We start from the raw sequence: 23,595 nt of genomic DNA, 5'->3' as shown, positions 1-23,595 counted from the left end.
AAATAGGGCTTAATGTGAAATTTATCACATGGAGTGTGATCTAAAACAACTGCTCCAAACGGCGAAACCAGCACTACGTAAGGGAATACCGCGTTCAAAGAATTGCCCAATTTTTAAAATATATATTTTTAAAAGATGAGATGGCCTGGGAGGAACGAATTTCCCGTACCGAAAAGAGGGCATATAAACAAAAAGTTCCAAACGTTTTATGAAAATCGGCATGACTTCTACCGATATAAATAGAAGCGGGCATGCCCGGAAATACGCGAGACGGAAGGAAGGCATCTTCTTTGACGGTTTACAGGACATTTATTTCGCGCTTACTGCTTAACTACACAGCGGGACTCTTGCTTGCGGTCACCGCGGTCGCGAGCCTGATTGCGGCTGCACCGCTGGATATATCCCCTTCGGACTATGCCTGGCTGATCCGGATTCTGATCTTGTCGCTGTGCTGTATGCTGGGGCTGGAATGGCTGGTGTTCAGCCGGCAAATCAAGCCGATCCGCAGCGTGTTCATGGAGGAAGTGGGGAGCTATCAAACGCTTCAAAATGTGTATATCCGTACCCATCGTTTGCCATCGCTTGCCGTCAAGCGGATTCTAGGACCTCATTTGTTTGGCTTGGTTGTTCCGGCTGTGGCCTTATCGCTTGGGTTAATCCGGGCTGGTCACCTGTCAATTCCGCCTTACTATGTGTTGCTGGCTGCCTTGAGCGGCATTCTGGTCAGCAGCATGCATGCATTGGTCGAATATTATTTAACTTCCTATGCGATTCGTCCTGTCCTGCAGGAGTTAATTTCCTGGAGCCGCAGAATGTTTGGCAAAGATTTATCGCTGAACGGCAGGGTTATCGTCCCGGTATCTCGAAAATTAATATGGAGCTTTTTCTTGATGTGTATGGCTCCTTTGCTGCTATACAGCTTATCTATGCAGTTCCGGTTGGAGGACCTTGACCATGGAGCCTATGCCTACTGGCAGTGGGCCGGCTATGTCTTGGCCGTGAGTATTCTATTCGCAATGATTGGCTCCCGGCTGTTGGCCCGTGAGATCATGCTGCCGATTCAGCATTTGTACGAGCGGATGGCCGAGGTAAAAACCGGCAGCATTCGTACAGCGGCCAGTGATATGTTTTCGGATGAATTTTCCCGTCTGATCACGGGATTTAATCATATGCTGCGCGGGCTGCAAACTCAGGCGGCTCGAAATAGCCAACTGGTAGACAGCTACTTCGCGACGCTGGCAGCGGCGCTGGACGCCCGCGATCCGTATACAGCGGGACACTCTCTTCGAGTAGCCGAATACGCCGTCAAAATCGGGGAGTTGGCCGAGTTGCCTGAAGATCGCATTGATGAGCTGCGCAAGTCAGCGTTGCTCCATGATATCGGGAAAATCGGCATTCGCGATGCGATTCTGCTGAAGGATGGCCGATTAACCGACGAGGAATGGGAGCAGGTCAAGCAGCACCCCGTGCTTGGGGAAGCGATCTTAAAGCAGGTCGAGCCTGCGGATGCGATGGCTCCTTATTTGCCAGGGGTTCGGTCGCATCATGAGCGTTATGATGGAAAAGGTTATCCGGACGGGTTAGCCGGGGAGGAGATCCCGCTATTCGGGCGGATTATCGCCGTAGCCGACGCCTTTGACGCCATGACCTCAGATCGGCCTTATCGAAAAGGCTTAGCGAGAGATAAAGCGATCGAGATTTTGGAGCAGGGTCGCGGTACCCAATGGGATCCTTACTTCGCCGGACTGTTGGTGCAGCATTTTCGCAGCGATATCCCAAAAAAAGAGTCCAGCTGATCTTGAAGAGAAGCGGGTTCTACGAGCAGGAGTGGGGATATGGGGATCGGTATTAGCTTTATACTAAATTTAAGCATGTTAATCACCGTCGCTTATTTAACCAACATCCTATATAAATATGGTTTGCGAAAAATGCCGCCGCGCAGCTTGTACGTCTTGTCCGTTCTAATGATGATTTTCTCGGGCTGGCTATGTATCAAGTTTGGCTTCCGACTTCACGATGACGTCAGATTCGATCTTCGGGCAGTGCCGCTAATTATAGCGGCATTTGTTTATTCCCAGCCGTTAACGATGATCATCATCGGCTTCGGGATTGGCCTGGCCCGTCTGACGTTTGGTTTGAGCGAAGCAGCGATGGCCGGCTTTATTAACTTAACGGTCTTGGGATTTTTGTGCGCCGGACTAAATATCTGGATTCGGCGGACCAATTACAGCATTACCTTTAAGGGGATTGTAACCATACTTGTTGTGAATGTGGTCAACTCTCTGAACCTTGCCATCATCGGAGTCGTGCCCCGTAAGCATTATTTGCTGGATATCATGCCGATAGGACTTTCGTTAAGTATTGTACTCAGTATTGGCTTTGCTCTGATCCTTCGTGACTTTCAGTTGGGGGCAAGACAAAATCTGGAGCTGAAATACGCAAACGAGCTGCTCCGCAAGCAGGCCGATGAGCTGCAAAAGGCCAAGATTGGGCTGGAAGATCGGGCGAAGCAGTTATCTGAAGCTTCCAGCCACAAATCGGAGTTCTTGGCCACGATGTCGCATGAGTTGCGTACGCCGCTCAACAGTATTATTAATTTGGCGGAAATGATCGCCGAATCCGACGAAGCCAGCGAGGAAATTTCGGAATATGGCCAGATCATTCACAGATCAGGTGAAGAATTGCTTCAGATTATTAATGATATTTTGGATTTGTCCAAGGTGGAGGCAGGTCGGCTGGAGATTACAGACGAAGAAGTGGTATTGGAAGAAATCCCAGTATGGATTCAGCTGCAGTTCGAGCAAATTGCCGCTCAGAAGAATATTGCCTTTACGATCCAACTGGAGCAAGGTTTGCCCGATTCCATCATCTCTGATCCACAGCGGATCGCACAAATCCTGCGGAATTTATTGTCCAATGCGTTTAAGTTTACACATGAGGGACATGTGGAGTTAGACATCCGCCGTGCTCCGGCGAAGGGAATACACGAAGGGGAATGGCTGGTGTTTACCGTCTCGGATACCGGCATCGGCGTGGCTGAGGAGAAGCAGGGGGCGGTATTCGAGGCGTTTCAGCAAGCCGACGGCTCGATAAGTCGCCGATATGGAGGGACGGGTCTGGGCTTATCGATTAGCAGCAACCTGGCCCGCCTGCTTGGGGGGCACCTCCGTATGGAAAGCCAAGAAGGGCGAGGCAGCACCTTTTCCTTCTATTTGCCTTTAAAAATCGCTCGATCCCATTCCGGCGAAGTTCATGTACAGTCTGAGTTGCCGTGACGAAGGGGTTATCGGTAAAATGGGGAGAAGAAAGGATGGGATGATGAAGATGAAACAAGTAATTTCTACGACCGCTGCGCCAGGTGCCATTGGTCCATATTCGCAGGGGATTCAATTGGGAGATTTGATCTTTACTTCCGGCCAATTGGGATTGGTGCCGGAAACCGGTCAGCTTGCTGAAGGCGTGGAAGCACAGGCTGCACAAGCGCTGCGGAACGTTCAGGCAGTATTGGCTGCAGCCGGCAGCGGATTGGACAAGGTCATCAAGACGACTGTATTTTTGAAGGACATGAACGATTTTGCCAAGGTGAACGAAGTTTATGGTTCGTTCTTCGCAGAGCCGTATCCCGCGCGCAGTGCCGTCGAAGTGGCGCGTCTGCCTAAGGACGGCCTGGTAGAAATCGAAGTTATTGCGGTGAAGTAAAATATCCCCATGGACAGGCTTGGATGAAGCCAGTCCAACCAAGCTGCCGGAGGCGATGCCTTACGGCGGCTTTTTTTGTCGGGGAGGGAAAGGTAACTCTATCGGCTGCGCTCCTTTCGTGATTATCCCGTTGCTTCAGAGTGAGGTAGAAGATCTCTCGAATCTGAATGAAAGGGATACGCCGCACCTCTTGGTGGATTTTTTGTGGGAGAGCGGGTCCCTATGTTGGAAGGCATCCTCTGACGATTATCCCGTTGCCTCAGACAGGGAGTGGAGAATATTGAAGGACTTCTAAATCTGAACGAAAGGGATAATCGTGCAAAAGGAGGCGTGAAAGGGCCCCACAAGGGCAGCGGGGCTTTAGTCCCGCTCATGAGAGCGCAGAAAGACGATCCAAAGTGCGTACGCTATCAAGGCTAGCGATCCGGCGCTGGAGGCAATAGCGACAATTTGGTGCAGCTGAGGACCAGCTGCTAGGGCGCCATACCCCCACGCGAAGGTGAGCGGGACGATGGCGTCCCGCCAACGGAAGCCAACAAAGCAGGCGCTGAGGATCCCTACTGCAAGCAGCAGGAGGGTAAGCCCAAGATGGGATGGAGCGGAGACAGACGTTGCCGATATCGTGGCAGCAGATATAGAGGAATGGGGCAGCAGGGCGTCCACGCTAGCAAGCGCTGTAACACAGATCCATCCAAAATATAAACTGAACGGCAGGCGTACGAACCAAATTTCTGTGGCTGACGGGCGAAGGATATTCCGGGTGCTGTGGTACATCGAGGCGGCCACGAATACCAACAGAAATAACACCAGAGTCGATATCAGGGGTTGCCGCTCCCCTAAGGTGATCCACACGATCGAGAGGGTGCAGGTAAGCAGGAAGCGCACAGGCATGGGCGTCACTGAAAAGGGCTCGCGGTTAGGCCGCAGCAACGGGTAGAGGACCCAGCCAGACATCAGGACATAAATGATCAGCCAGATCGTAAAAGTATAGCCCGCCGGCGTAAGAAGCGCATGTAATCCGTGGGGAAACTGCTGGGGCCGGCGTAAGCCAAACGGAAGTGCTGCTGCCGCCAGGTTTGCCGCCATTAACGCTGCAAACGAGGCGAGATTTAACCAATGACCGGATCGACCGCGCAACATGGGAATGCACCTCCTTGATCTTTTTTTGGGTACTAGAAATATTGCCCATTTTTTCTCAAATGATAAGGGAGGGGATCGCGAGGCAGCAGGAGAGGGAGGAAGGCGGTTTTATATGCCGCCGTTTTCGTATAAGATGTTAGTAATGAATTTGGCTAGAATTAGTAACCGACGGGAGATCACCATGAATCAACGTCTTTATGGAATATGGCTGGGCGATGTAATGTTTTGCTTCTCCGGCGAAGTATCGGAGTCGAAGGTGGATGCTTGGACCGCCGTGCTCCGGCGTAAGGAGCTGGAGCCGGGGGTCCGGCCGTTTCAGCATGGCGTGCTTCGATTGGCAGAGGTCAGGTATCCGGTCTCTTCCGTTCGGAAGTCATATAAGAACGGAGAGCGGCGCAGTCTGATCGGCCGATCCCTGGAAGGATTGGCTTTGTCTGTGCCGGAGGCCTGGCGTTTGCTGCTGCATTGGGACGAATCCGTATGGGAGGAGCAGGGAATCAAGCCGGGCGCGGAAATGAGCTATTGGAGCAAGGCGGCCAAGTTTGCCCTGGAGCTGCTGCTGCGCGGCCGAATCGCGCCATCCATCCGTCCGGTGGCAACCACCGGACGCCGCCGCGGATCGCAGGGACAAATGCGGGCAGCTTGGGGGCCGCTTTTGACCGCACCGGAGGACGAGGTGCGGTTTCGGCGTTTGGCCGGAGCGATGCCGCCGATCTGCCTTGCTGCTGTGCAGACCGGGGCCGGGGCTTCCTCTGAAGACGAGGGGACGCTGGAGGATCGGCAGCTGGCGGTGCTGCATTCGTTTTTAACGGCAATGATTGATCACGAAGCGCGCGGGGCGGTTCAAGATTTGGGTCGGAAACTGAATGCCAGCCGGGCGGATTATCACCGGGGGTCGTCGCCGCTGGCAGAGCTGTGGTGGAACGGGTTGCTAACCGGTGCACAACCGCCGGATATTCAAGGCAGTGTGACGGAGCTGGAGCAGCTGAGCGCAGACATCGCCGCTGCCGGAGGCGGCCGCCCCCGGGCGGAGGAATCCGAGGACAGCGGTCCGGAAACGGGAAGCTTGCGCCTCTGCCTGCGGTTGGAGCCGTATCAGGATGCTCATGGCGAATCCGCTGAAGGTGAAGTGGTGACTGCGGTTTGGCGGCTCACTTTCTGGGCTGAGGGAGCTGAGCATCCAAGCGTGCTCCTGCCAGCCGGGCTCATTTGGAGTTATCCCGGGCCTGACATGGAAATTCACGGCCTTCTGTACCGGAATGTCCAGGAGAACTTCTTGCTGCGACTGAGCAAAGCCGCCGCGGTATCTCGGGAAGTCGCCGCTGCGATGGAGCATCCTCGCCCGCAGGATCTGCTTATGGATCCCAAAGACCTGATCACGTTCTTAAGCAAATCGGTGCCGGCGCTGCGCAAGCTAGGCGTGAACGTGCAGATGCCAACCCGCTGGACCCGAGAGGGACGGCGTTCCGCCAGTATTCGGATCCGAACCCGAGGGTTCGCGAGCGGGATGCTGGAGGGCAGAGGCGAGGAGAGACCTAAGCTGGGAGTGGATCAACTGGTCGCTTTTGAAGCGGAGGCACTGCTTGGAGGGCGTGAGCTTACCCGGGAAGAGTTGATGGAGCTGGCTTCGGCGAAGCTGCCGCTCGTATTTTTTCGCGGCGAATGGATTGAAGTGGATACGAAGGAGATCCGGCAGGTGCTAAAGTTCATGAAGCGACATGAAAACGGCACCTTGACCTTCCGCGAGTTGATGCACCTCGCTTCCGGCGATCAGGAAGTCCAATTGGAGGGCGTGAACATCGCTGGCATTGAAACCGCCGGGATGCTGTCGATCCTGATGGCAGGCGGAGCTGTTCGGCAACTTCATCCGCGTCCGGTTCCATCCGGGCTAAACGGAACGCTGCGCCCCTATCAGGAACGGGGATACCAGTGGCTGGCTACGATGCGCGAGCTGGGTTTTGGCGCCTTGCTGGCCGACGATATGGGTTTAGGAAAAACGGTGCAGGTGATCTCGGTGTTGTTGGACGGTGCTCAGCAGGCAGGGACCAAATGTCTGATCATCTGTCCGACCTCCTTGTTAGGCAACTGGCAACGGGAGTTTTCGCGGTTTGCTCCGGGGCTCAAGCTGTACGTCCATCACGGGAGTGACCGTTATCACGGGGAGCGTTTCCTCCAGGAGTACCGGACATGCGATGTGGTTTTAACGACGTATCAGCTGGCCGGCCGCGATGCGAAGGAGCTGCGTTCGGCGGAATGGACGACGGTGGTGCTGGATGAAGCCCAGTACATCAAAAATTACGGCACCAAGCAAGCGCAAAGCGTGATGAAGCTCAGCGCTCCGCACCGCATCGCCATGACGGGGACTCCCGTTGAGAATAGGCTCAGCGAATTGTGGTCGATTTTTCAATTTCTGAACCCGGGATACTTGGGGACACACGCTTCGTTTCGGGCGCGTTACTCCGGGGCTGGGGGAGAACAGCAAGCAGCCGAGCTGCAGAAGCTGCGGAAGTTAGTTGCGCCGTTTCTGCTACGCCGGCTCAAGAGCGATCCGGACATCCGCAAGGACTTGCCAGAGAAGATCGAGCTGAAATCGTATTGCTCCTTAACCGTTGAACAGGCGCGCTTATATCAATCGGTGACGACGGAATTGCTTAATCAGATCGGCGCCCAGAGCGGGATCGCCCGAAAGGGATTGGTGTTATCTTCGTTGACCCGGTTGAAACAAATTTGTGATCATCCGGAGTTGGTTGCAGGAAGCCGGGCGACAGAGTCGACGGCTTTTGGCCGCTCAGGCAAAATGGAACGGCTTGGCGAGTTGCTCGACATGATCATGGACAATGGCGAAGCGGCGCTGATTTTTACGCAATACGTTCGCATGGGTGAATTGCTGCAGGAGCGTTTGACGGAGCGGTATGGCGTGCGGCCGTTTTTTCTGCACGGCGGGGTGCCGAAGGCTGAGCGAGATCAGATGGTCCGGGCATTTCAGGAGGGTGAAGGCTCCCCGATCTTCGTGTTATCGCTGAAGGCTGGCGGCGTCGGCCTTAACCTGACCCGAGCGAATCATGTGGTCCACTATGACCGGTGGTGGAATCCAGCGGTGGAGAACCAGGCAACGGACCGGGTATTCCGAATTGGGCAGCAAAAGAACGTCGAGGTACATAAGCTGATCTGCCAAGGAACGCTGGAGGAGCGAATCGACGAATTAATCGAACGGAAAAAAACGCTGTCTGAACAGGTCGTTGGCTCCGGTGAGCAATGGCTGACCGAAATGAGCGACGAGGAGCTGCGCAACCTGATCGTGTTGCAGGAAAACGGACTGTCTCCGGAGGGCACGTTTGGTTGAGCGGTAGATAATAAGCTTGAGAGGAGGAGCATGCATGACCAGGCCCAAGACGAACGCGCAGGAACCTGACCAGCCGGTTGTCCGCTATGAAGCAGGCGGGCTGCAGGTCGAGATGGAACGGAATCATGTGGTACAGATCCCGCTGGCCCCAGTCGCAGCGCAGGATAAGCAGGCGCTGCTGCGCAAGCTCGCGGAACGGCCGCGCCTGGTGGCGGCGTTGGCCGAAGATGGAGCCGGCAGCATAGCGAAGCTGCTGCCGGCCGAGCACGCGCCGTGGCCGCTTGGCACGGGCTCGGCGGCACCCGGGGCCGCGAATGCGGGCGATGCCGCAGACGGCGGCGCTGCTGCGGGCGCGGGCGATGTGGCAGGCGGTGCCACGGGCGCAGGCACCCGCGCGAACGCACCGGCCCGCGGCGCAGGGACCGCCCCTGGCCCTGATGCGGGCCAGGGGGCTGCGACGCCAGGCGCACCTGGCGGCGTGCACTGCGCGTGCGGCGACCCGGGCTGCGCCCGGCTGGCGCCTGCGCTGGCCGCGGCCCGTGCGGCCTGGGCGGCTGATGCCGAGCTGCGGCTGCGCCAGCTCGGCTGGACGCGCGAGGCGCTGCTCGCCGCCGTCTGGGCGGCCTGGGCCGCCGAGGCGCCGCTGGCGGACGCCGAAGCGGCGCTGCGCCGTGCCGCCGGGCCGCACGACAGCGCCCGGCGCGAGGCCGCCGGCCCGGGCGGTCCGCCGCTGGCCGAGCGGCTGGCGGAAGCAGCCGAGCAAGGCCGGCTGCACGAGCCTGGGCCGGAGTTCCACGACGTCGACGTGGAACTCGGCCCTGTGGGCCCGCCGGCGGCAGGCGCCGAGGCGCCGCAGGCGGGCCCGGACCCCGCGCCATGGGCAGCGCTGCTGCCCGGCGTGCGGGGGGCGGCGACGGGGCTGGCGCTCGTCGCCGAGCGGGTCATGCAGCGGGCGGAGGCACTCGCCGCCCCGCTGCGCCGCAAGCCGGACTGACCGCTGGGCATGGTCAGTCCGGCCTCCCGGTGCCGGCGCCTAGAAGCCGCGCTGTAGCATGCGCGTCCCCTTCTTGGCCGCGTCCTCGCCACACCCACCCCGAAATATTCGCTGCGGCCAGCAGGGAAGCGCCAAGGGGCATGTGAGTCCCTAAATTGGAGCTGGATGGCTGCGGAGAACCCGAAGAGGCCGCTTCCTGAGTCGCAGGACGGTTTCATGGGGCTGCAAAATCTGGTATGATTATGAATATTTCGCGGGGAGGAATCATGTCATGAAAATTTTACAACGCTTGAAAGACGGTGCGGGCAAGGTTACCGATCGCGCGCAAAATGTCGTGGAGATTAGTAAACTAAACACTCAAATTTCAAATATCGAACGTGAGCTTGATTTATATTTTCATAAAATGGGCGAAGTGTTCTATGAAGCTTATCGGAAGAAGGATATGGCTGCAGCGGAGAAAGAGATGCTCGAACTGGCCAAAACCTGCGATCTGCTGACGGAGGAACGCGACGAGATTCGGATGAAAATCGCCGAGCTCAAGAATGAGCGCTTATGCGGCGCCTGCGGTCGGAACGTCGCGGAGGATGCCTTGTTCTGCCAATACTGCGGCCATAAGCTGGCCGTGGCGAAGCGAGCCGTTCCAACCGAGCTGCTGAAGCCGGTCCAGGAGCCGGTGAAGTCCCCGGCAGCCAGCGAGGCCGCCGCGAGTGTCGAGCCGCCTGTGATGAAGCAAGTCGAGGTGGACGAGATGGATACGCTGGAGCTTGCTGCGTCCCTTGTTCGGGAGAAAGCGGAGCAGCGGGAGCCAGAGCCCGTATCGGAAGCGGTGAAGCCGATCGATCCTGAGGAAGAAGAGCGTCTCCAGCGCGAGCTGGAGCGGGAACGCAGACGTCAGGAGGAGCTGGATCGCCGTATTCGCAGCTGGAAGCAGGACGCTGTCGCTCCACAACCGGAGAATTTGGATCAACCTGAAGTGATCATCGGCGGAGTGGCTACGGTGAAATGCCAAATCTGTTCGTCGACGCTGGTCAAAGGGACAAAATGGTGCCCGCATTGCGGCTCTGAACAAATCTAGCGTCGTACTGCGGGAACGGCTGGTTGCTTCAAAAAGTTCATCAGGTTGTCAAAAAGTATACTGCCGCAGCCGCACGCTGATTCGTAAGTATAGTTAAGAGCATGCGGTCTACGCCGGTACGGCGGCCCAGGGGCTGGGTTAGGGAATCCCAGCAGCTCCGCAGCTGTCGTGCCGTTTTTCTTATCGCGGGCGCTCGGCTTCAAGTGGATGCGACTGCCTGCTGCAGGAGATGCTATACCGCATAGAACTGGATACAGGAGCGTGCAGCACATGGAATGCATTGTACATTTTGACGTCGTACATAAGGATGAAGTGAAGCACCTGCGCGGATTGCTTTTTCTCGATCAAGGAAAGACGCCAACCGAAGCGGACTATCTGCAAATGTTCGATGAGATGGGATATAAGCTGCGTTTAGAAGATTGGGAGCATCTGCTGTTTAAGCCGACGGAAGCCGGTGCTGATTACAGCGAGATCCGGGTACGCCGCCTTGACACAGGGGAGAAGACGTACAAAGAAGACGGCGAGTTAAAAACATTGCTCACCCATCTATTGCCGCAGGAGCCGAAGCCGCTTTAAACCAGCTCTGGTGCGGTTAGACGGCACTGCTTCGCGCAGGGCTTTGCAAAGTTTTCACAGAACCCTAAAAGATTCCTCTTTCTCTACCCGGGCGGAATGCGTTATACTTCTAGCATTGTGTGTTATATATGAATCCATGAATTTTCCGTATAAGTGCAGGAATGGGCCTGCGCGTCTCTACCTGATCACCGGAAATGATCGGACTACGGAAAGTACCGCCTCGCATGCGCCCAGGAATCAAGGGGATCAGCTTTAGGCTTCTAGCCGTCCTGATCGCCTGGTATTGCAGTTCGGGCTTATTCGGTGCTTTCTAAATTTAAAGTCCATTTCCGTTGAGAAATGGGCTTTTTTGCGTTTAGTTCATGTGATGAATGATTGAAGGAGAGGGGAAACAGGAGTGAAACTGCTAAAAGACAAAGTGATGGCAGAAGGGATTGTTCTCGGCAACCAGGTGCTGAAGGTCGACTCGTTTCTTAACCACCAAATGGATCCGGTGCTGATGAAGGAAATAGGGGCCGAGTTCGCCCGGCGCTTTGGCGAAGAAGGGATTACGAAGGTGCTGACGATTGAATCGTCAGGGATTGCCCCGGCGATTATGACCGCGTTGGAGCTGAATGTGCCGATGATCTTTGCCCGCAAGCATCAATCCTTGACGCTGAAGGACAACATTTTTGTGGAAAAAGTCTACTCGTTCACCAAGCGGGAAACCAACGAGATCACGGTGTCGAAAAAGTTTCTGCATGCAGCCGATCGGGTGTTGATCGTGGACGACTTTTTGGCGAACGGTGAGGCAGCCTTTGGATTGACCCGCATTGTAGAGAAATCCGGGGCTTCGGTCGCCGGCATCGGGATCGTCATCGAGAAGTCGTTTCAGCCGGGAGGACGGTTGCTTACGGAAGCGGGGTACCGCGTTGAATCGCTCGTTCGGGTGGCCTCGTTGGAAGACGGTGCGGTGACGTTCGTGGAAGAAACACCGAATTATTCATGAGATGAACTATTAAATCGGGGAGGAACCAGATTTTTATGAAACGGGAACGTATTTTTCAGAAACACCGTCATCCGCTTAAAACCTTTTCATTAGGACTGCAGCACGTACTGGCGATGTATGCCGGGGCTGTCATCGTCCCGTTGATCGTTGGGGGAGCGCTTGATTTTACTAATCAGCAGCTGACTTACCTGATCGCCATCGACCTGTTGGCCTGCGGTGTCGCCACGTTGCTTCAAGTCTGGGGCAACCGCCTGTTTGGCATCGGGCTTCCGGTCATGCTGGGCTGCGCATTTCAAGCGGTGTCGCCGATGATTACCATCGGGCTGACCGACGGCGCAGGGGTCTCCGCGATTTACGGCGCAATTATTGCCTCCGGGCTGTTTGTTTTCCTGTTTGCCGGTTTGTTTGGCAAGCTGATTGCGTTGTTTCCGCCGGTGGTTACCGGCTCCGTGGTCACGATTATCGGCGTTACGCTGATCCCGGTGGCGATTACGGATCTTGGCGGCGGCAGTCCAGGGGACAATCCCGACTTTGGGAGTCCGCTGAATCTCGCGCTGGGCTTTGGGGTATTGCTGTTCGTGATTTTGATGAACCGTTTTGCCAAGGGCTTTCTGCGTTCCATCTCCGTCTTGCTGGGGCTGATTGCCGGGACGCTGGTGGCGGCGCTTGCCGGTAAAGTGGATTTGACGCCGCTGAAGGAAGCCAGCTGGTTTCATGCGGTACAACCGTTTTATTTTGGTGCACCTACGTTTCACGCTTCGGCGATTTTGACGATGATTCTGGTCGCGATCGTGAGCGTTGCCGAGTCGACCGGCGTCTTTATGGCGCTTGGCAAAATCGTGGATAAAGAAATTACGGATAAGGATTTGACGCGGGGGTATCGGGCGGAAGGGCTGGCGATCATGCTTGGCGGGATTTTCAACTCGTTTCCGTACACAACGTATTCTCAAAATGTCGGGCTTGTCCAAATGAGCCGGGTGAAAACCCGGGACGTCATCGTAGTAGCGGGTGCGCTGCTGATCTTGATCGGCTTCGTACCTAAGATCGCTGCATTAACGCAGCTCGTGCCGACGTCGGTGCTCGGCGGAGCGATGATCGCGTTATTTGGCCTCGTGTTGTCCTCCGGTGTTCGGATGCTGGGGGACCAAGTGGATTTGAACCGGCATGAAAATCTGCTGATCATCGCTTGTTCCGTCGGCATGGGGCTGGGTGTGACCGTGATGCCGGAGTTGTTCGACCAACTGCCAGCTAAGCTGCAGATTCTGGTGGACAATGGTATCGTTGCCGGCAGCTTTACGGCGATTGTGCTGAACTTGCTGTTTAACGGCTGGAAGGGCCAACGCAAGGCAGCTGAGCTGAATGGGGCTGCTGAACCAAGCGAAACCGCCAAAGCTACCGCATAAAATGTGCCTCGATCTCGCGGGTGAATTACATCCGTTGCAGCTGTTTTTCTGCGAGTTCGCCGATCCAAGGCAGCTTCAGCCATTTGCCCTGGAGCGCAGCCAGCATCATGACCACCCAAAGGGTAACGCCCAGCACGGTCAAGAGCAGATTGACGACCACGCCGATGACCGGTAGAAAGCCGGACAAGGCATGAGCCAGCATCAACCCGCCAAACAGCATAACCGACTGAAGGGCGTGGAACAGCACGTATCGGCTGCGCTTCTCGAGCACGAGAAACGCAACTCCACCCACAAACGCAAGCAAGTAGCACAGGAAGCCGGCGACATTTTCGTAGAGGCCGGTGGATGATTTAAAAGGGGACATCAGGACGACACCTACTTTCAGGAGAGGATTGTCTTATCCTAAATGTATGACGAGCCCCCTTATGAAAGAACTAGCTCGGCCTGCTTGGGCGCGAACCACTGCTCTAAAATATCGTCTGCAATCACCTCCGCGGCTTCCGGCCGACGGAGGTTTTCTATTTTTTGGCGAAGCTCGGTTAGCCGGTGTGGATCTTGGAATAGCGCATCGATTTCCTCGGTCAGCTCTGCAGGGGTTCGGGTGATGCAGGCCACGCCCTTTTGGGCCAAATAACGTGCATTATTGAGCTCTTGCCCTGGGACAGGACGATAGACAAACACCGGCAGTCGGCAAGCCAGCGCCTCGGACAAGGTGATCCCTCCCGGCTTGGTTACGATGCAGTCGCATTGATGCATCAAGGCAGCGACCTGATCAACATATTCCAAGAGGTGTACGTCTGAATGGGGAGGGAGCTGCTCATGCAGTGCACGGTACAGCTCATGGTTTCTGCCGCAAACGGCGATCACACGGTAATGTTCCAGTGCTATAAACCGCTCTATTACTTCGCGTACCCCCTGCATGGAACCGTAAGCCCCTGCCATCAGCAGGACGGTGGTTTTGTTGTTGGTGTGATTTTTTACGAAAAGCTCTTGAAGTGGACCAGGGAGGCGTTCTTGTCTGTCCGGATGCTGCAGATGAAACTCCGGCTTCACCGGGATGCCGCTGACTCGGATGCGTTCCTCGGGGATTCCCCGGCTGACCATTTCTGCCTTCAAGTCCTCGGTGGCGACGTAATAGCGGTCGACTCCGGAGTGGATCCAGCGTCCGTGCAGGTCAAAGTCGGTGATGATATTTGCCATCGGCAGAGATTGGCCGGTCCGCTTCAGCAGTCTGGGCATCGTGAGTTGGGGGAAGGTGTGGATGATCAAATTCGGTTGGGCTTGCTGCAGGGTTCGCTGCAGCTTGTTCATGCCAAACGAATTGATGACCTCGAGCAGCGGTGCTTCTTGCGGCATCTGTTTGGTGGCGTTGTAGACCCAACCGTAGAGGCCGGGGATGGTTTTGAAGCTCTGTATATACACGAACTTCGTCAGTCCGTTAATCAGCGGATGCGCTTCGGCCATCAGATCAAGCAGTGTAATGTCGGATACGCCTCGGCTTCGCAAGCTGGCTTCCACCGCTTTGGAGGCTTGGTAATGTCCATCTCCGTAGCTGGCATATAAAATCAGAATTTTTGGAGATTGGGAAGTCATGGATGTATCCCTCCTCTTCAAGTCCAGCAATGACATTCAACTGCTTGTAGTTTGCCCCTGCACCCGTTTATAAATAGTATTAGGTGAAGCGGATAAAAAATGTACGATTGGAAGAAAGCTGAAACCTTCTTCTGAATATGTTACAATAAGGGAATAGGAGGTCTTTCCATTACAACTAAATAGCCGGCATAGCTTCATGAATCTGAACCCGCACTTTTCGGCATCGCAAAATCGGAGCATTTACCTTAAGCGTTCTGGGAGGGAATCAGTATGGCAACAAAAGGTCATGATGAAGTGAAAGAAAGTTTACGGGAAATGACCCGAATCTTCAGACCGAAAGATCCGAAGAAGTTCGTGAAAGAATATGTACGCAAGTATCGGATTATGGGCGGCTATGAAGAGGAATTGACCCACCTGGTTGAGCATGAGCTCGGGAAATTGGACTCGTCTGTTTCCTGAAGACCATTTGAATCGAAGCATATTCGCCGTTCCGGCGCCTTGGGCGTTCGGGACGGTTTTTTTCTGCTGTTCCCACATATATTAAACTGACGGGAACATCACGAAATCAATCGTCGTGCGGCAGCGGAAGGAGAACAAGATGTGAAGGTACGCATAAAAACCAAAGAGGAAATCAAGCGGATCCGTGAGGCGGGACGGATATTGGCCGAGTGCCACCGCGAAATCGCCAAAATGATCGGACCGGGAATTACGACCCTGGAAATTGATGCTTTCGTAGAGTCGTTTCTGGCGAAGCGAGGAGCTAAGGCGGAGCAGAAGGGATACCACGGCTTTCCGTTTGCGACATGTGCGTCGGTTAATGACGTGGTTTGCCACGGGTTCCCGGGCGATCGGAAGCTGGCGCTAGGAGACATCGTCACAATCGACATTGTCGTAGGCAAAAACGGCTGGATGGCCGATTCCGCCTGGTCTTACCGGATCGGTCAAGTGAGCGCTGAGGCGGAGAAGCTGTTGACGACCACCGAGCGGGCGCTCATGGCTGGCATTGCGCAGGCAGTCCCCGGCAACAAGATCGGGGATATCGGATATGCGGTGCAGCACGTAGCGCAGGCCGCGAACATCGGCATTGTGAAGCCGCTCATCGGCCACGGCATCGGCCAGTCGATGCACGAAGCGCCGGACGTGCCGAACTTCGGCCGGCCGCGCACGGGAGTGACGCTGCGACCGGGGATGGTGATCACGATCGAGCCGATCTTCACCGGCGGGGAAACCGGTGCGGTGTTGTGGGAGGACGACGGCTGGACGATTCGTACCGCGGATGGCAGCCTTGGCGCGCATTATGAACACACGCTGGCGATCACGGAGGATGGACCGTTGGTATTGACCAACGGGGAATAATGTGGACGAAGAGAGCGGAAGCTCTCTTTTTCTTTTGTTCTAACGGAACATAGAGCCGTTATTTGGCCAGTAGGCCGGCGCCTTGATTTCTAATGGAACCAGGAGACCTTATTTGGAGCGGGGATGGGGAATTGGCAGCCCATAACGTGGAATAAGGTCATCTGGTTCCGTTACAGCGGGAAATAGCCGGGAAATGTGTAAATAAGGTCGCTACGTTCCGTTAGAGTTACATGTTCCGCACCAGGCCACGCGCATCGCACCAAACCACATCTTCCGCACCAAGTCACACGCATCGCACCAAACCACTCGTTTCTCACCATTTCAACACGTTTAGCGCCACAGCCCGCACCATCACGTTCCCCAACAGCCACTTTTTTCTACTACTCGCAGCACGACCACGTAAGTCCCTGCAGCATAACCTCAAACTCCCAGACTCCCCCTGCACGCACTCGAACAGCGCCGCGCCTTCACGCCTGACCTGAGGCAATGTTTAAATTTCTTCTGCTGAAATGAAATAAAGTTTGAAGAAATGTCAAAAATGAAGCAGAGTAGGGAATCGTCACAATTCACCGAGTTTTGTTCAAAATTGGCAGCCTTTTCACTTGATGTCGAACTGGAGAAAACGTTCACAAAACCTTTTGTGACGCGGGTTTTCGGATTTTTGAACAATTTGTGAACTGCCCCTGAATCATTGACAAACGAGGGGTTCAATCATATATTTAATAGGTGATTGTTGTAATTGACAGGAATGTAGTTTCCGTGATAGACAGGTAGATTTTTGAGCTGCGCAGGCTGGAAATCTCTGTGATGCTGCGGAAGAAAACGTAAGAAGTGGGGTAGATCAATGATGAAACCTTGGAAGGCTGTTAAGCGGCTAGTACCTTTGTTTGCCATGCTAGCGTTGCTCTTGTCCGCATGCGGCCGTGAAGACCTGTCCGTGCTCAGACCGCAGGGTCCAGTAGCTGAAGGGCAGCTCGGATTAATTAAACTGTCGATTACGATCATGATTGTAGTCATGCTGATCGTATTCGGGATCGCGGCTTACGTGTGGATCAAGTATCGCCGTAAACCGGGGCAAAACGACATTCCCAAGCAAGTTGAAGGCAACCATAAGCTGGAGATCATCTGGACTGCCATTCCGTTGGTTCTGGTTCTGATTCTGGCGGTTGCAACGGTGCAGAAAGTTTTTGCCTTTGGCGAAGATTATTCGAAGGATGCCAATGCGGTGAAGGTTAAAGTCACTTCGCATTTGTTCTGGTGGGAGTTCACCTATCCGGATTACGGCATTACGACTGCCCAGGATATGATTATCCCTACGGGGAAGAAGATTGCGCTTGAGTTGAAGACAGCTGACGTGCTGCACTCCTTCTGGGTGCCTTCGCTCGGCGGCAAAACGGATACCAATACGGACGGAACGATTAACAAAGCTTGGCTAGAAGCCACGAACGAAGGGGTTTACCTCGGGAAGTGCGCCGAGCTGTGCGGGAAATCCCATGCTTTCATGGAGTTTAAAGTCAAGGCGGTTAGCCCAGAGTCGTTTGACCGTTGGGTTGAAGCGATGAAGGCGCCGGTACAAACAATTCAGGATCCAGCCGTTGCGGAAGTATTTAAGACGCAATGCTTGAGCTGCCACGCGATCGGTGATCAAGGCGGGCCACTGGGACCGAACTTGACGGGGATCGGCAGCAGAGAGACGGTTGCGAGCATTTTACATAATGCAGAAGCGTCCGGCAAACCGATCGACGGCAAACCGGTTAAGGATAATTTGGTGGAATGGCTGACGGATCCGCAAAAGGTAAAACCAGGTAACAAAATGCCAAATCCGAAGGAAGATCTCGGATTAACGGATGCTGAAATCGAAGCCATCGCCGACTACTTGGCTAACAGCAAATTATCTTATTAATCTTGCGTGCCTCTATGGACGGCATGGATGGATAGGAATTAATAGAGGGGGTACAAACCTTGGCTCATGCTCACACTGTCAAGCGGCACAAGGGGTTAATGGACTGGTTGACGACGGTCGATCACAAGAAAATCGCCATTTTGTATTTAGTGGCGGGCGGTTTGTTCTTTGGAATCGGCGGCATCGAAGCATTGCTGATCCGCGTGCAGCTGGCAAAACCGATGAATGATTTTGTATCGGCACAGCAATTTAACGAATTGATTACGATGCACGGCACAACGATGATTTTCCTTGGCGTTATGCCGGTGATCTTCGCCCTGATGAACGCGGTTATCCCGCTGCAAATCGGGGCTCGGGACGTCGCGTTCCCTTTCTTGAACGCTCTCGGATTTTGGACCTTCCTGTTTGGTGGACTGCTGCTGAACCTGAGCTGGTTGATGGGCGGTGCACCGGATGCAGGCTGGACCTCGTATACGCCGTTGTCGAGTACGACGTACAGCTTGACACACGGGGTTGACTTCTACACGATCGGCTTGCAGATCGCTGGTCTGGGGACACTGATCGGCGGTATCAACTTCCTGGCGACGATCATTACGATGCGCGCGCCGGGGATGTCCTTTATGCGGATGCCGATGTTTACTTGGACCACATTTGTAACGTCTGCCATGATCTTATTCGCTTTCCCGGCGATCACGGTAGGTCTGGTTCTGTTGACGTTTGACCGGATTCTCGGCGCAAACTTCTTTAATGTAGAAAGCGGCGGTAACCCGGTATTGTGGCAACATATTTTCTGGATTTTCGGACACCCTGAAGTTTACATTTTGATCTTGCCAGCGTTTGGGGTCATCTCCGAAGTTGTAAGTACGTTCTCGCGTAAGCGGTTGTTTGGTTATAGCTCGATGGTATTCGCTACGATCCTGATCGCCTTCCTGGGCTTCATGGTTTGGGCGCACCATATGTTTACGACAGGGATGGGGCCGGTGGCCAATGCGCTGTTCTCCATCGCTACGATGCTGATTGCCGTTCCGACGGGGATCAAAATCTTCAACTGGTTGTTTACGATGTGGGGCGGTCAAATCCGCTTTACGACGGCTAACCTGTTCGCTTCCGGTTTTATCCCAACGTTCGTTATGGGTGGGGTTACCGGGGTAATGCTGGCTTCGGCGCCGGCAGACTATCAATACCATGATACTTACTTCGTCGTAGCGCACTTCCACTATGTTATCGTAGGTGGTCTGGTTCTGGGCTTGTTCGCCGGACTGCATTACTGGTGGCCGAAGATGTTTGGCCGCGTCTTGAATGAGAAGCTTGGCAAATGGGAGTTCTGGACGTTTATTATCGGCTTCCATATGACGTTCTTCGTACAGCATTTCCTTGGCTTGCTAGGGATGCAACGCCGCGTCTTTACGTATTTGCCGAACCAAGGCTTTGACCTGTTGAACTTGATCAGTACGATCGGTGCCTTCTTGATGGGCGTTGGGGTGATCTTGTTCCTGGTGAATATTGCAATTACGGCAAGACAACCGAAGGGCGTTCCGGGTGATGTCTGGGAAGATGGACGTACGCTGGAATGGTCGATTGCTTCTCCGCCAGAGGAATACAACTTCAAGCAAATTCCGTTGGTTCGCGGGATTGATGCTTTCTGGAAAGAGAAGATGGCTGGCAACAAAGAAATGACGCCGGCGGAGCCGGTTGGTCCGATTCATATGCCTTCGCCGACGATTCTTCCATTTATTATGTCGGTAGGTTTGTTTATTGCTGGTCTGGGCTTTATGTTCGCGAACGATGATTTTGGTAACGGTGCGATGAACTTCCTGTTCAACAATTACATCGTAGTTGGCCTCGGCTTGGCGATTACGTTCTTGTCGATGCTGCTCCGTTCCTTGTTTGACGATCACGGCTGGCACATCGAACCGGATGAACTGAATGGGAAGGAGGTCAAAGCATGAGTGCACCAAACACATCGCATGTAGCAGGTACGTTGCCGCACGAACCAGAGAAGGCAACGCTGGAAGGCCGTAATAAAATTTTGGGCTTCTGGTTATTCCTTGGGGGCGAGGCCGTCCTGTTTGGTACCTTGTTTGCAACCTTCCTTACCTTGCGGAATCAAATCGCCGATGGCCCGTCTGCAAGTGAGCTGTTTAATTTGGGGATGACGGCCGCTGCGACCTTTATCCTCTTGGTCAGCAGTTTGACGAGTGTGTTCGCCATTCAAGCGATGCACCGCGGAGACAAAGGGAAGCTGGCAGGCTGGCTGGCTGTAACTGTTCTGCTTGGCCTGGCCTTCCTTGTGCTGGAGATTTATGAATTTGCTGAGTATGTCCTGCATGAAGACTACGGCATGACCACAAGTGCGTTCAGTTCGGCGTTCTATACGCTGGTAGGCTTCCACGGCGCGCACGTGTTGTTCGGGATTTTGTGGATTTCCTTGCTCATTGGGCAACTCTTCAAAAAAGGTCTGACCGTCGTCACGGCACCGAAGATTTACGTGTCGGCTATTTACTGGCACTTCATCGACGTTGTCTGGGTGTTCATTTTCACGGTTGTCTACCTGCTCGGAAAGGTGGTCTAACGGATGGTCAATCAGGAATCAAACGGTTCACCGACGGTAAAGCACCGTCAGCGGCATGAAGGTCCGGAGAAACACATTGTCGCGTTTATTTTCTCCATCGTTCTGACCTTGATCGCTTTTGCAGCGGTTGCAGCCGGCGGAGTGAATACCGCGTTCACCGTCATTTTGTTGCTGTTGATGGCGGTACTGCAGGTGCTGGTTCAATTAGGTTACTGGATGCACATGAAGGATAAGGGCCATTTGATCCCGATCATCTTCATGGCTGGTGGATTTTTCGTTGCATTTACCGCGATTATTGCCGCTTTATATTGGATGTGGTGGTAAGAGAAGAAGAGGAGGCTCTCGCCAGATGGCGGGCCCCCTCTTTTGCGGGTTCAACTGCATAGTTAAGATAGGTATAGCACAAAAACGGTACCTTCCCGCTTGGGATGCTGTCACCGTTTTTGTCGTATTTACCCACTTGTTCACAATTTGGACAGAACTAAGCGCGCTGCGGAAGGAGGGTTTGCCGTGCTGGGGTTAGAATATTTTAATTTCACAGCGGTCTGGAGTCCGGTTTTCTTGGCTTTCATGCTGCTGGTGACAGCCGGATATTTTGTGTTGATTGGGCCGGGCGCTGAGAAATGGGCTGAAGGTGATGTCCACGTTCCCGTGGGACGGAAAGTGTTGTTTGTCACCGGGATGCTGTTGCTTTATCTAGCACAAGGCGGTCCGGTGGAACTGCTCGGCCATATGATGTTCAGCTTCCATATGCTCAGCATGGCGATGTCCTATCTGTTGGCGCCGCCGCTGTTAATGCTGGGACTGCCCCCTTGGGTTTGGCGCCGTGTGACAGCGTTTCTGGCTTCAAGCCCGCTCAGAGTATTGAAGTTTTTGGCTCGCCCGGTGGTGGCAGCTGTCGTGTTTAACGGGTTGTTTTCGTTTTATCATCTGCCGGTCGTGCATGACTATGTGATGCTTCATTTTGGCGTGCATCGAGTGTACTATGTCATTTTGTTTATCGCCGCAGTTCTCATGTGGTGGACGCTGGTCAATCCGTTGCCTGAGCGGGCAGGAGTTCAGGGCCTTAAGAAAATGGGTTTTATCTTCCTTAACATGGTGCTGCTCACACCAGCCTGCGGCTTAATTATTTTTGCGGACGAGCCGCTGTACGCGACTTACAGCGATCCGGCTGTCTGGGCGCGGGCGATGGGGTATTGCGTGACTGGAGACCCGGCGCAGCTGCTTCGTCAGTTCGGCGGACCGCAATTTTTTGGCTACTTGCAGCCGAACATCGATCAGCAGGTTGGTGGAATCCTGATGAAGTTCATTCAGGAATTCATCTTTGCGTCGATGCTGGCGTACGTGTTTTATCATTGGTACAAGCAGGAAAACCGCGAGAATGACCAGGAAGAAGCGGAAGGGGCTGCTTTGTCTAACTCTACGCTGAATCCACCTCCGCCTCAGACCGGATCTTAAGTCAACGGGATGGGAGGCCGGCCGGCGATCTTGGGTTGGAAGGCTATCTCACAAAACGTTTAGGAGGATGCAAATTGGATCTGTTCACGTTATTTCCGACGCTTAGCACATCATTTATCGTCATTAGTGCCGTGCTGGTAGCGATCGGGTGGGGGCTTATCATTAAAGGGAAACGGGAAGCTCACAAGAAGACGATGATTGCGGCGGCTGTGGCTGCGCTTCTGTTCTTCCTGATCTATATGTCGCGAACTGTATTTATCGGCAATACGTCGTGGGGCGGACCGGATAGCCTCAAAGGCTATTATCAGACGTTCCTCACCTTCCATATCGTTCTAGCGACCGTTGCAGCCGTATTTGGCATCACCACATTGGTGCTTGGCTTTAAGGAGAAGTACGCCAAACACCGCAAATGGGGACGGGTCACCTCGGTCATCTGGTTTTGCACGGCGATTACGGGGGTTGTCGTTTATGTGCTGCTGTATTTGCTGTATCCAGGCGGCCATACGAAGCCGGTATGGGAAGTTATTTTGGGTATGTAAATCATCGTAAGTATACTGGATCTATCTACGGCCAATGGCCGATTCGTAAAGAATCGCGCTGTTGGCTTTTTTTTGTGGATGAAAGAAGCATTGACATCGAAATAAGCAAAGATTATACTGTGTATAAAGATATAAACAGTAAGCACAGTGGCCATCACAGCCTGTCGATGATCGAAGGACGAAGATGGGAATGAAAGAGGTTGATGAACGATGGATAATTGGAAAGGCGCTTGGGTGATCTTCAGAAGAGATTTGCAAAGCGATCGAATGTATCTCATTTGGAATGTCATCTTTATGCTGTACATTGCGCTGATGCTCGGCATCTTTATTGGAACACAAGAGCATGTCCAGTACGTGATAAATCCAATGAGCGACTTCCTGATGTTGATCATGGTTCCTTTCACAGGGTTCTTTTTTACTCGGCGCTCATTTAACTATATTCGGGAAAATTCGTATACCCAAATGCTGCGATATTATCGCGTGTTGCCAATTTCGGTGAAGACGGTGCTGAGAAGCAGGCTGATTCAACTGGGAGCGGCGATGCTGCTCAACGGGATTCTGTTCTACGGCGGTCTTTATCTGGTCACGTATCTGATGAATAGTATGGTGTGGGAATTTGGAGCCTTTCTTGTGTTTTGCTTCACCTGGACGGGATACAGCTTACTGATTAACGGATTGTTTATTTATTGCGAGCTTCTGATGAGCGGCAAAGTATATTTAGGGTTAACATTCCTGCTCATGCTGTTGCTGGCGGGAGCCGCTTTTGTCATGAATTGGCTTGACGTCAACCTGCTGGCGTTCATCTTGGAAAACTCCCGGCGTTACACCATACTCTCACCAATGATGTGGTGCTCCATAGCTGTCGGCGGTCTCGGGTTCACTTACCTGTTATCGCTGACGCGGCGAAGACTAATGAAGCGGGATTTGACTTAAGGATGGCAGAGAAATACGGGAGT

At 54.0% G+C, this 23,595-nt stretch carries 21 protein-coding genes and 1 riboswitch; of the genes, 18 read left to right on the top strand and 3 right to left on the bottom strand.

The window, feature by feature from the left end; genetic code table 11:
- The first annotated feature begins 290 nt into the window (after positions 1 to 290).
- The 3 genes from M891_RS0105290 to M891_RS0105280 are packed head-to-tail and all read left to right on the top strand — an operon-like array spanning position 291 to position 3,699.
- Entirely contained in the window at positions 291 to 1,796 is a 1,506-nt protein-coding gene (locus M891_RS0105290; protein WP_036625635.1) for an HD-GYP domain-containing protein, read from the top strand.
- A gap of 39 nt (positions 1,797 to 1,835) precedes the next feature.
- Entirely contained in the window at positions 1,836 to 3,275 is a 1,440-nt protein-coding gene (locus M891_RS0105285; RefSeq protein ID WP_028538089.1) for an ATP-binding protein, read from the top strand.
- Positions 3,276 to 3,315: 40 nt separating this feature from the next.
- The gene (locus M891_RS0105280; protein WP_028538088.1) at positions 3,316 to 3,699 is read left to right on the top strand and encodes a RidA family protein; all 384 of its coding nucleotides are present in this window, start codon (positions 3,316 to 3,318) and stop codon (positions 3,697 to 3,699) included.
- A gap of 360 nt (positions 3,700 to 4,059) precedes the next feature.
- Here M891_RS0105280 and M891_RS0105270 read toward each other — a convergent pair whose 3' ends face one another.
- On the bottom strand, positions 4,060 to 4,839 hold the full coding sequence (locus M891_RS0105270; protein WP_028538086.1) for a hypothetical protein: 780 nt from the start codon (positions 4,837 to 4,839) through the stop codon (positions 4,060 to 4,062).
- 181 nt (positions 4,840 to 5,020) lie between these two features.
- On the opposite strand from M891_RS0105270, the gene M891_RS0105265 reads away from it, so the two are divergent.
- The 6 genes from M891_RS0105265 (at position 5,021) to M891_RS0105240 (ending at position 13,218) form a co-directional block, all read left to right on the top strand.
- Positions 5,021 to 8,182, top strand: a complete 3,162-nt coding sequence (locus M891_RS0105265) for a DEAD/DEAH box helicase (protein WP_028538085.1) — start codon at positions 5,021 to 5,023, stop codon at positions 8,180 to 8,182.
- Between the two features lie 34 nt (positions 8,183 to 8,216).
- Entirely contained in the window at positions 8,217 to 9,176 is a 960-nt protein-coding gene (locus M891_RS24560; RefSeq protein WP_051416842.1) for a hypothetical protein, read from the top strand.
- A 271-nt stretch (positions 9,177 to 9,447) separates the two neighbouring features.
- Positions 9,448 to 10,251: a zinc ribbon domain-containing protein gene (locus M891_RS0105255; RefSeq protein ID WP_028538084.1), complete on the top strand. Its 804-nt coding sequence runs from the start codon at positions 9,448 to 9,450 to the stop codon at positions 10,249 to 10,251.
- Between the two features lie 270 nt (positions 10,252 to 10,521).
- Positions 10,522 to 10,827 carry a hypothetical protein gene (locus M891_RS0105250; protein ID WP_028538083.1) on the top strand — a complete coding sequence of 102 codons (306 nt, stop codon included), beginning with the start codon at positions 10,522 to 10,524 and terminating at the stop codon, positions 10,825 to 10,827.
- Positions 10,828 to 10,952: 125 nt separating this feature from the next.
- A riboswitch (purine riboswitch) is annotated at positions 10,953 to 11,053 on the top strand.
- A gap of 171 nt (positions 11,054 to 11,224) precedes the next feature.
- Positions 11,225 to 11,815 (top strand): xanthine phosphoribosyltransferase, encoded by a 591-nt coding sequence (locus M891_RS0105245; RefSeq protein ID WP_028538082.1) that lies wholly within the window; start codon positions 11,225 to 11,227, stop codon positions 11,813 to 11,815.
- 35 nt (positions 11,816 to 11,850) lie between these two features.
- The gene (locus M891_RS0105240) at positions 11,851 to 13,218 is read left to right on the top strand and encodes a nucleobase:cation symporter-2 family protein (RefSeq protein WP_028538081.1); all 1,368 of its coding nucleotides are present in this window, start codon (positions 11,851 to 11,853) and stop codon (positions 13,216 to 13,218) included.
- 25 nt (positions 13,219 to 13,243) lie between these two features.
- On the opposite strand, the gene M891_RS0105235 is transcribed toward M891_RS0105240, so the two are convergent.
- Positions 13,244 to 13,582: a DUF4870 domain-containing protein gene (locus tag M891_RS0105235; RefSeq protein ID WP_028538080.1), complete on the bottom strand. Its 339-nt coding sequence runs from the start codon at positions 13,580 to 13,582 to the stop codon at positions 13,244 to 13,246.
- A 59-nt stretch (positions 13,583 to 13,641) separates the two neighbouring features.
- Complete coding sequence (locus tag M891_RS0105230) at positions 13,642 to 14,811, bottom strand: MGDG synthase family glycosyltransferase (RefSeq protein WP_028538079.1); 1,170 nt, start codon at positions 14,809 to 14,811, stop codon at positions 13,642 to 13,644.
- A 270-nt stretch (positions 14,812 to 15,081) separates the two neighbouring features.
- On the opposite strand from M891_RS0105230, the gene M891_RS0105225 reads away from it, so the two are divergent.
- The 9 genes from M891_RS0105225 (at position 15,082) to M891_RS0105180 (ending at position 23,572) form a co-directional block, all read left to right on the top strand.
- Entirely contained in the window at positions 15,082 to 15,270 is a 189-nt protein-coding gene (locus tag M891_RS0105225) for a hypothetical protein (protein ID WP_009224055.1), read from the top strand.
- 141 nt (positions 15,271 to 15,411) lie between these two features.
- Positions 15,412 to 16,167, top strand: coding sequence for a type I methionyl aminopeptidase (map, locus tag M891_RS0105220; protein WP_028538078.1), 756 nt, complete (start codon positions 15,412 to 15,414; stop codon positions 16,165 to 16,167).
- Positions 16,168 to 17,011: 844 nt separating this feature from the next.
- On the top strand, positions 17,012 to 18,070 hold the full coding sequence (coxB, locus tag M891_RS0105215; protein ID WP_016313618.1) for a cytochrome c oxidase subunit II: 1,059 nt from the start codon (positions 17,012 to 17,014) through the stop codon (positions 18,068 to 18,070).
- Between the two features lie 98 nt (positions 18,071 to 18,168).
- Positions 18,169 to 20,019, top strand: coding sequence for a cytochrome c oxidase subunit I (gene ctaD / locus M891_RS0105210; RefSeq protein WP_051135009.1), 1,851 nt, complete (start codon positions 18,169 to 18,171; stop codon positions 20,017 to 20,019).
- Positions 20,016 to 20,642: a cytochrome (ubi)quinol oxidase subunit III gene (locus tag M891_RS0105205; RefSeq protein ID WP_016313616.1), complete on the top strand. Its 627-nt coding sequence runs from the start codon at positions 20,016 to 20,018 to the stop codon at positions 20,640 to 20,642. Before ctaD ends, M891_RS0105205 begins: the two co-directional genes overlap by 4 nt.
- A 3-nt stretch (positions 20,643 to 20,645) precedes the next feature.
- A complete protein-coding gene (locus M891_RS0105200; protein ID WP_028538077.1) occupies positions 20,646 to 20,966 on the top strand; it encodes a cytochrome C oxidase subunit IV family protein in 321 nt (106 codons plus the stop codon).
- Between the two features lie 186 nt (positions 20,967 to 21,152).
- A complete protein-coding gene (gene ctaG / locus M891_RS0105190) occupies positions 21,153 to 22,100 on the top strand; it encodes a cytochrome c oxidase assembly factor CtaG (RefSeq protein WP_028538076.1) in 948 nt (315 codons plus the stop codon).
- Positions 22,101 to 22,174: 74 nt separating this feature from the next.
- Positions 22,175 to 22,639 (top strand): DUF420 domain-containing protein, encoded by a 465-nt coding sequence (locus M891_RS0105185; protein WP_016313612.1) that lies wholly within the window; start codon positions 22,175 to 22,177, stop codon positions 22,637 to 22,639.
- 210 nt (positions 22,640 to 22,849) lie between these two features.
- Positions 22,850 to 23,572: a hypothetical protein gene (locus tag M891_RS0105180; protein ID WP_028538075.1), complete on the top strand. Its 723-nt coding sequence runs from the start codon at positions 22,850 to 22,852 to the stop codon at positions 23,570 to 23,572.
- The last annotated feature ends 23 nt before the right edge of the window (positions 23,573 to 23,595 follow it).

The organism is Paenibacillus sp. J14 (assembly GCF_000518465.1).
In the GTDB taxonomy this organism is placed as follows: Bacteria; Bacillota; Bacilli; order Paenibacillales; family Paenibacillaceae; genus Fontibacillus; species Fontibacillus barengoltzii.
Note: the sequence above shows the minus strand (reverse complement) of the source record. Positions and strands in the feature narration are given on the sequence as shown.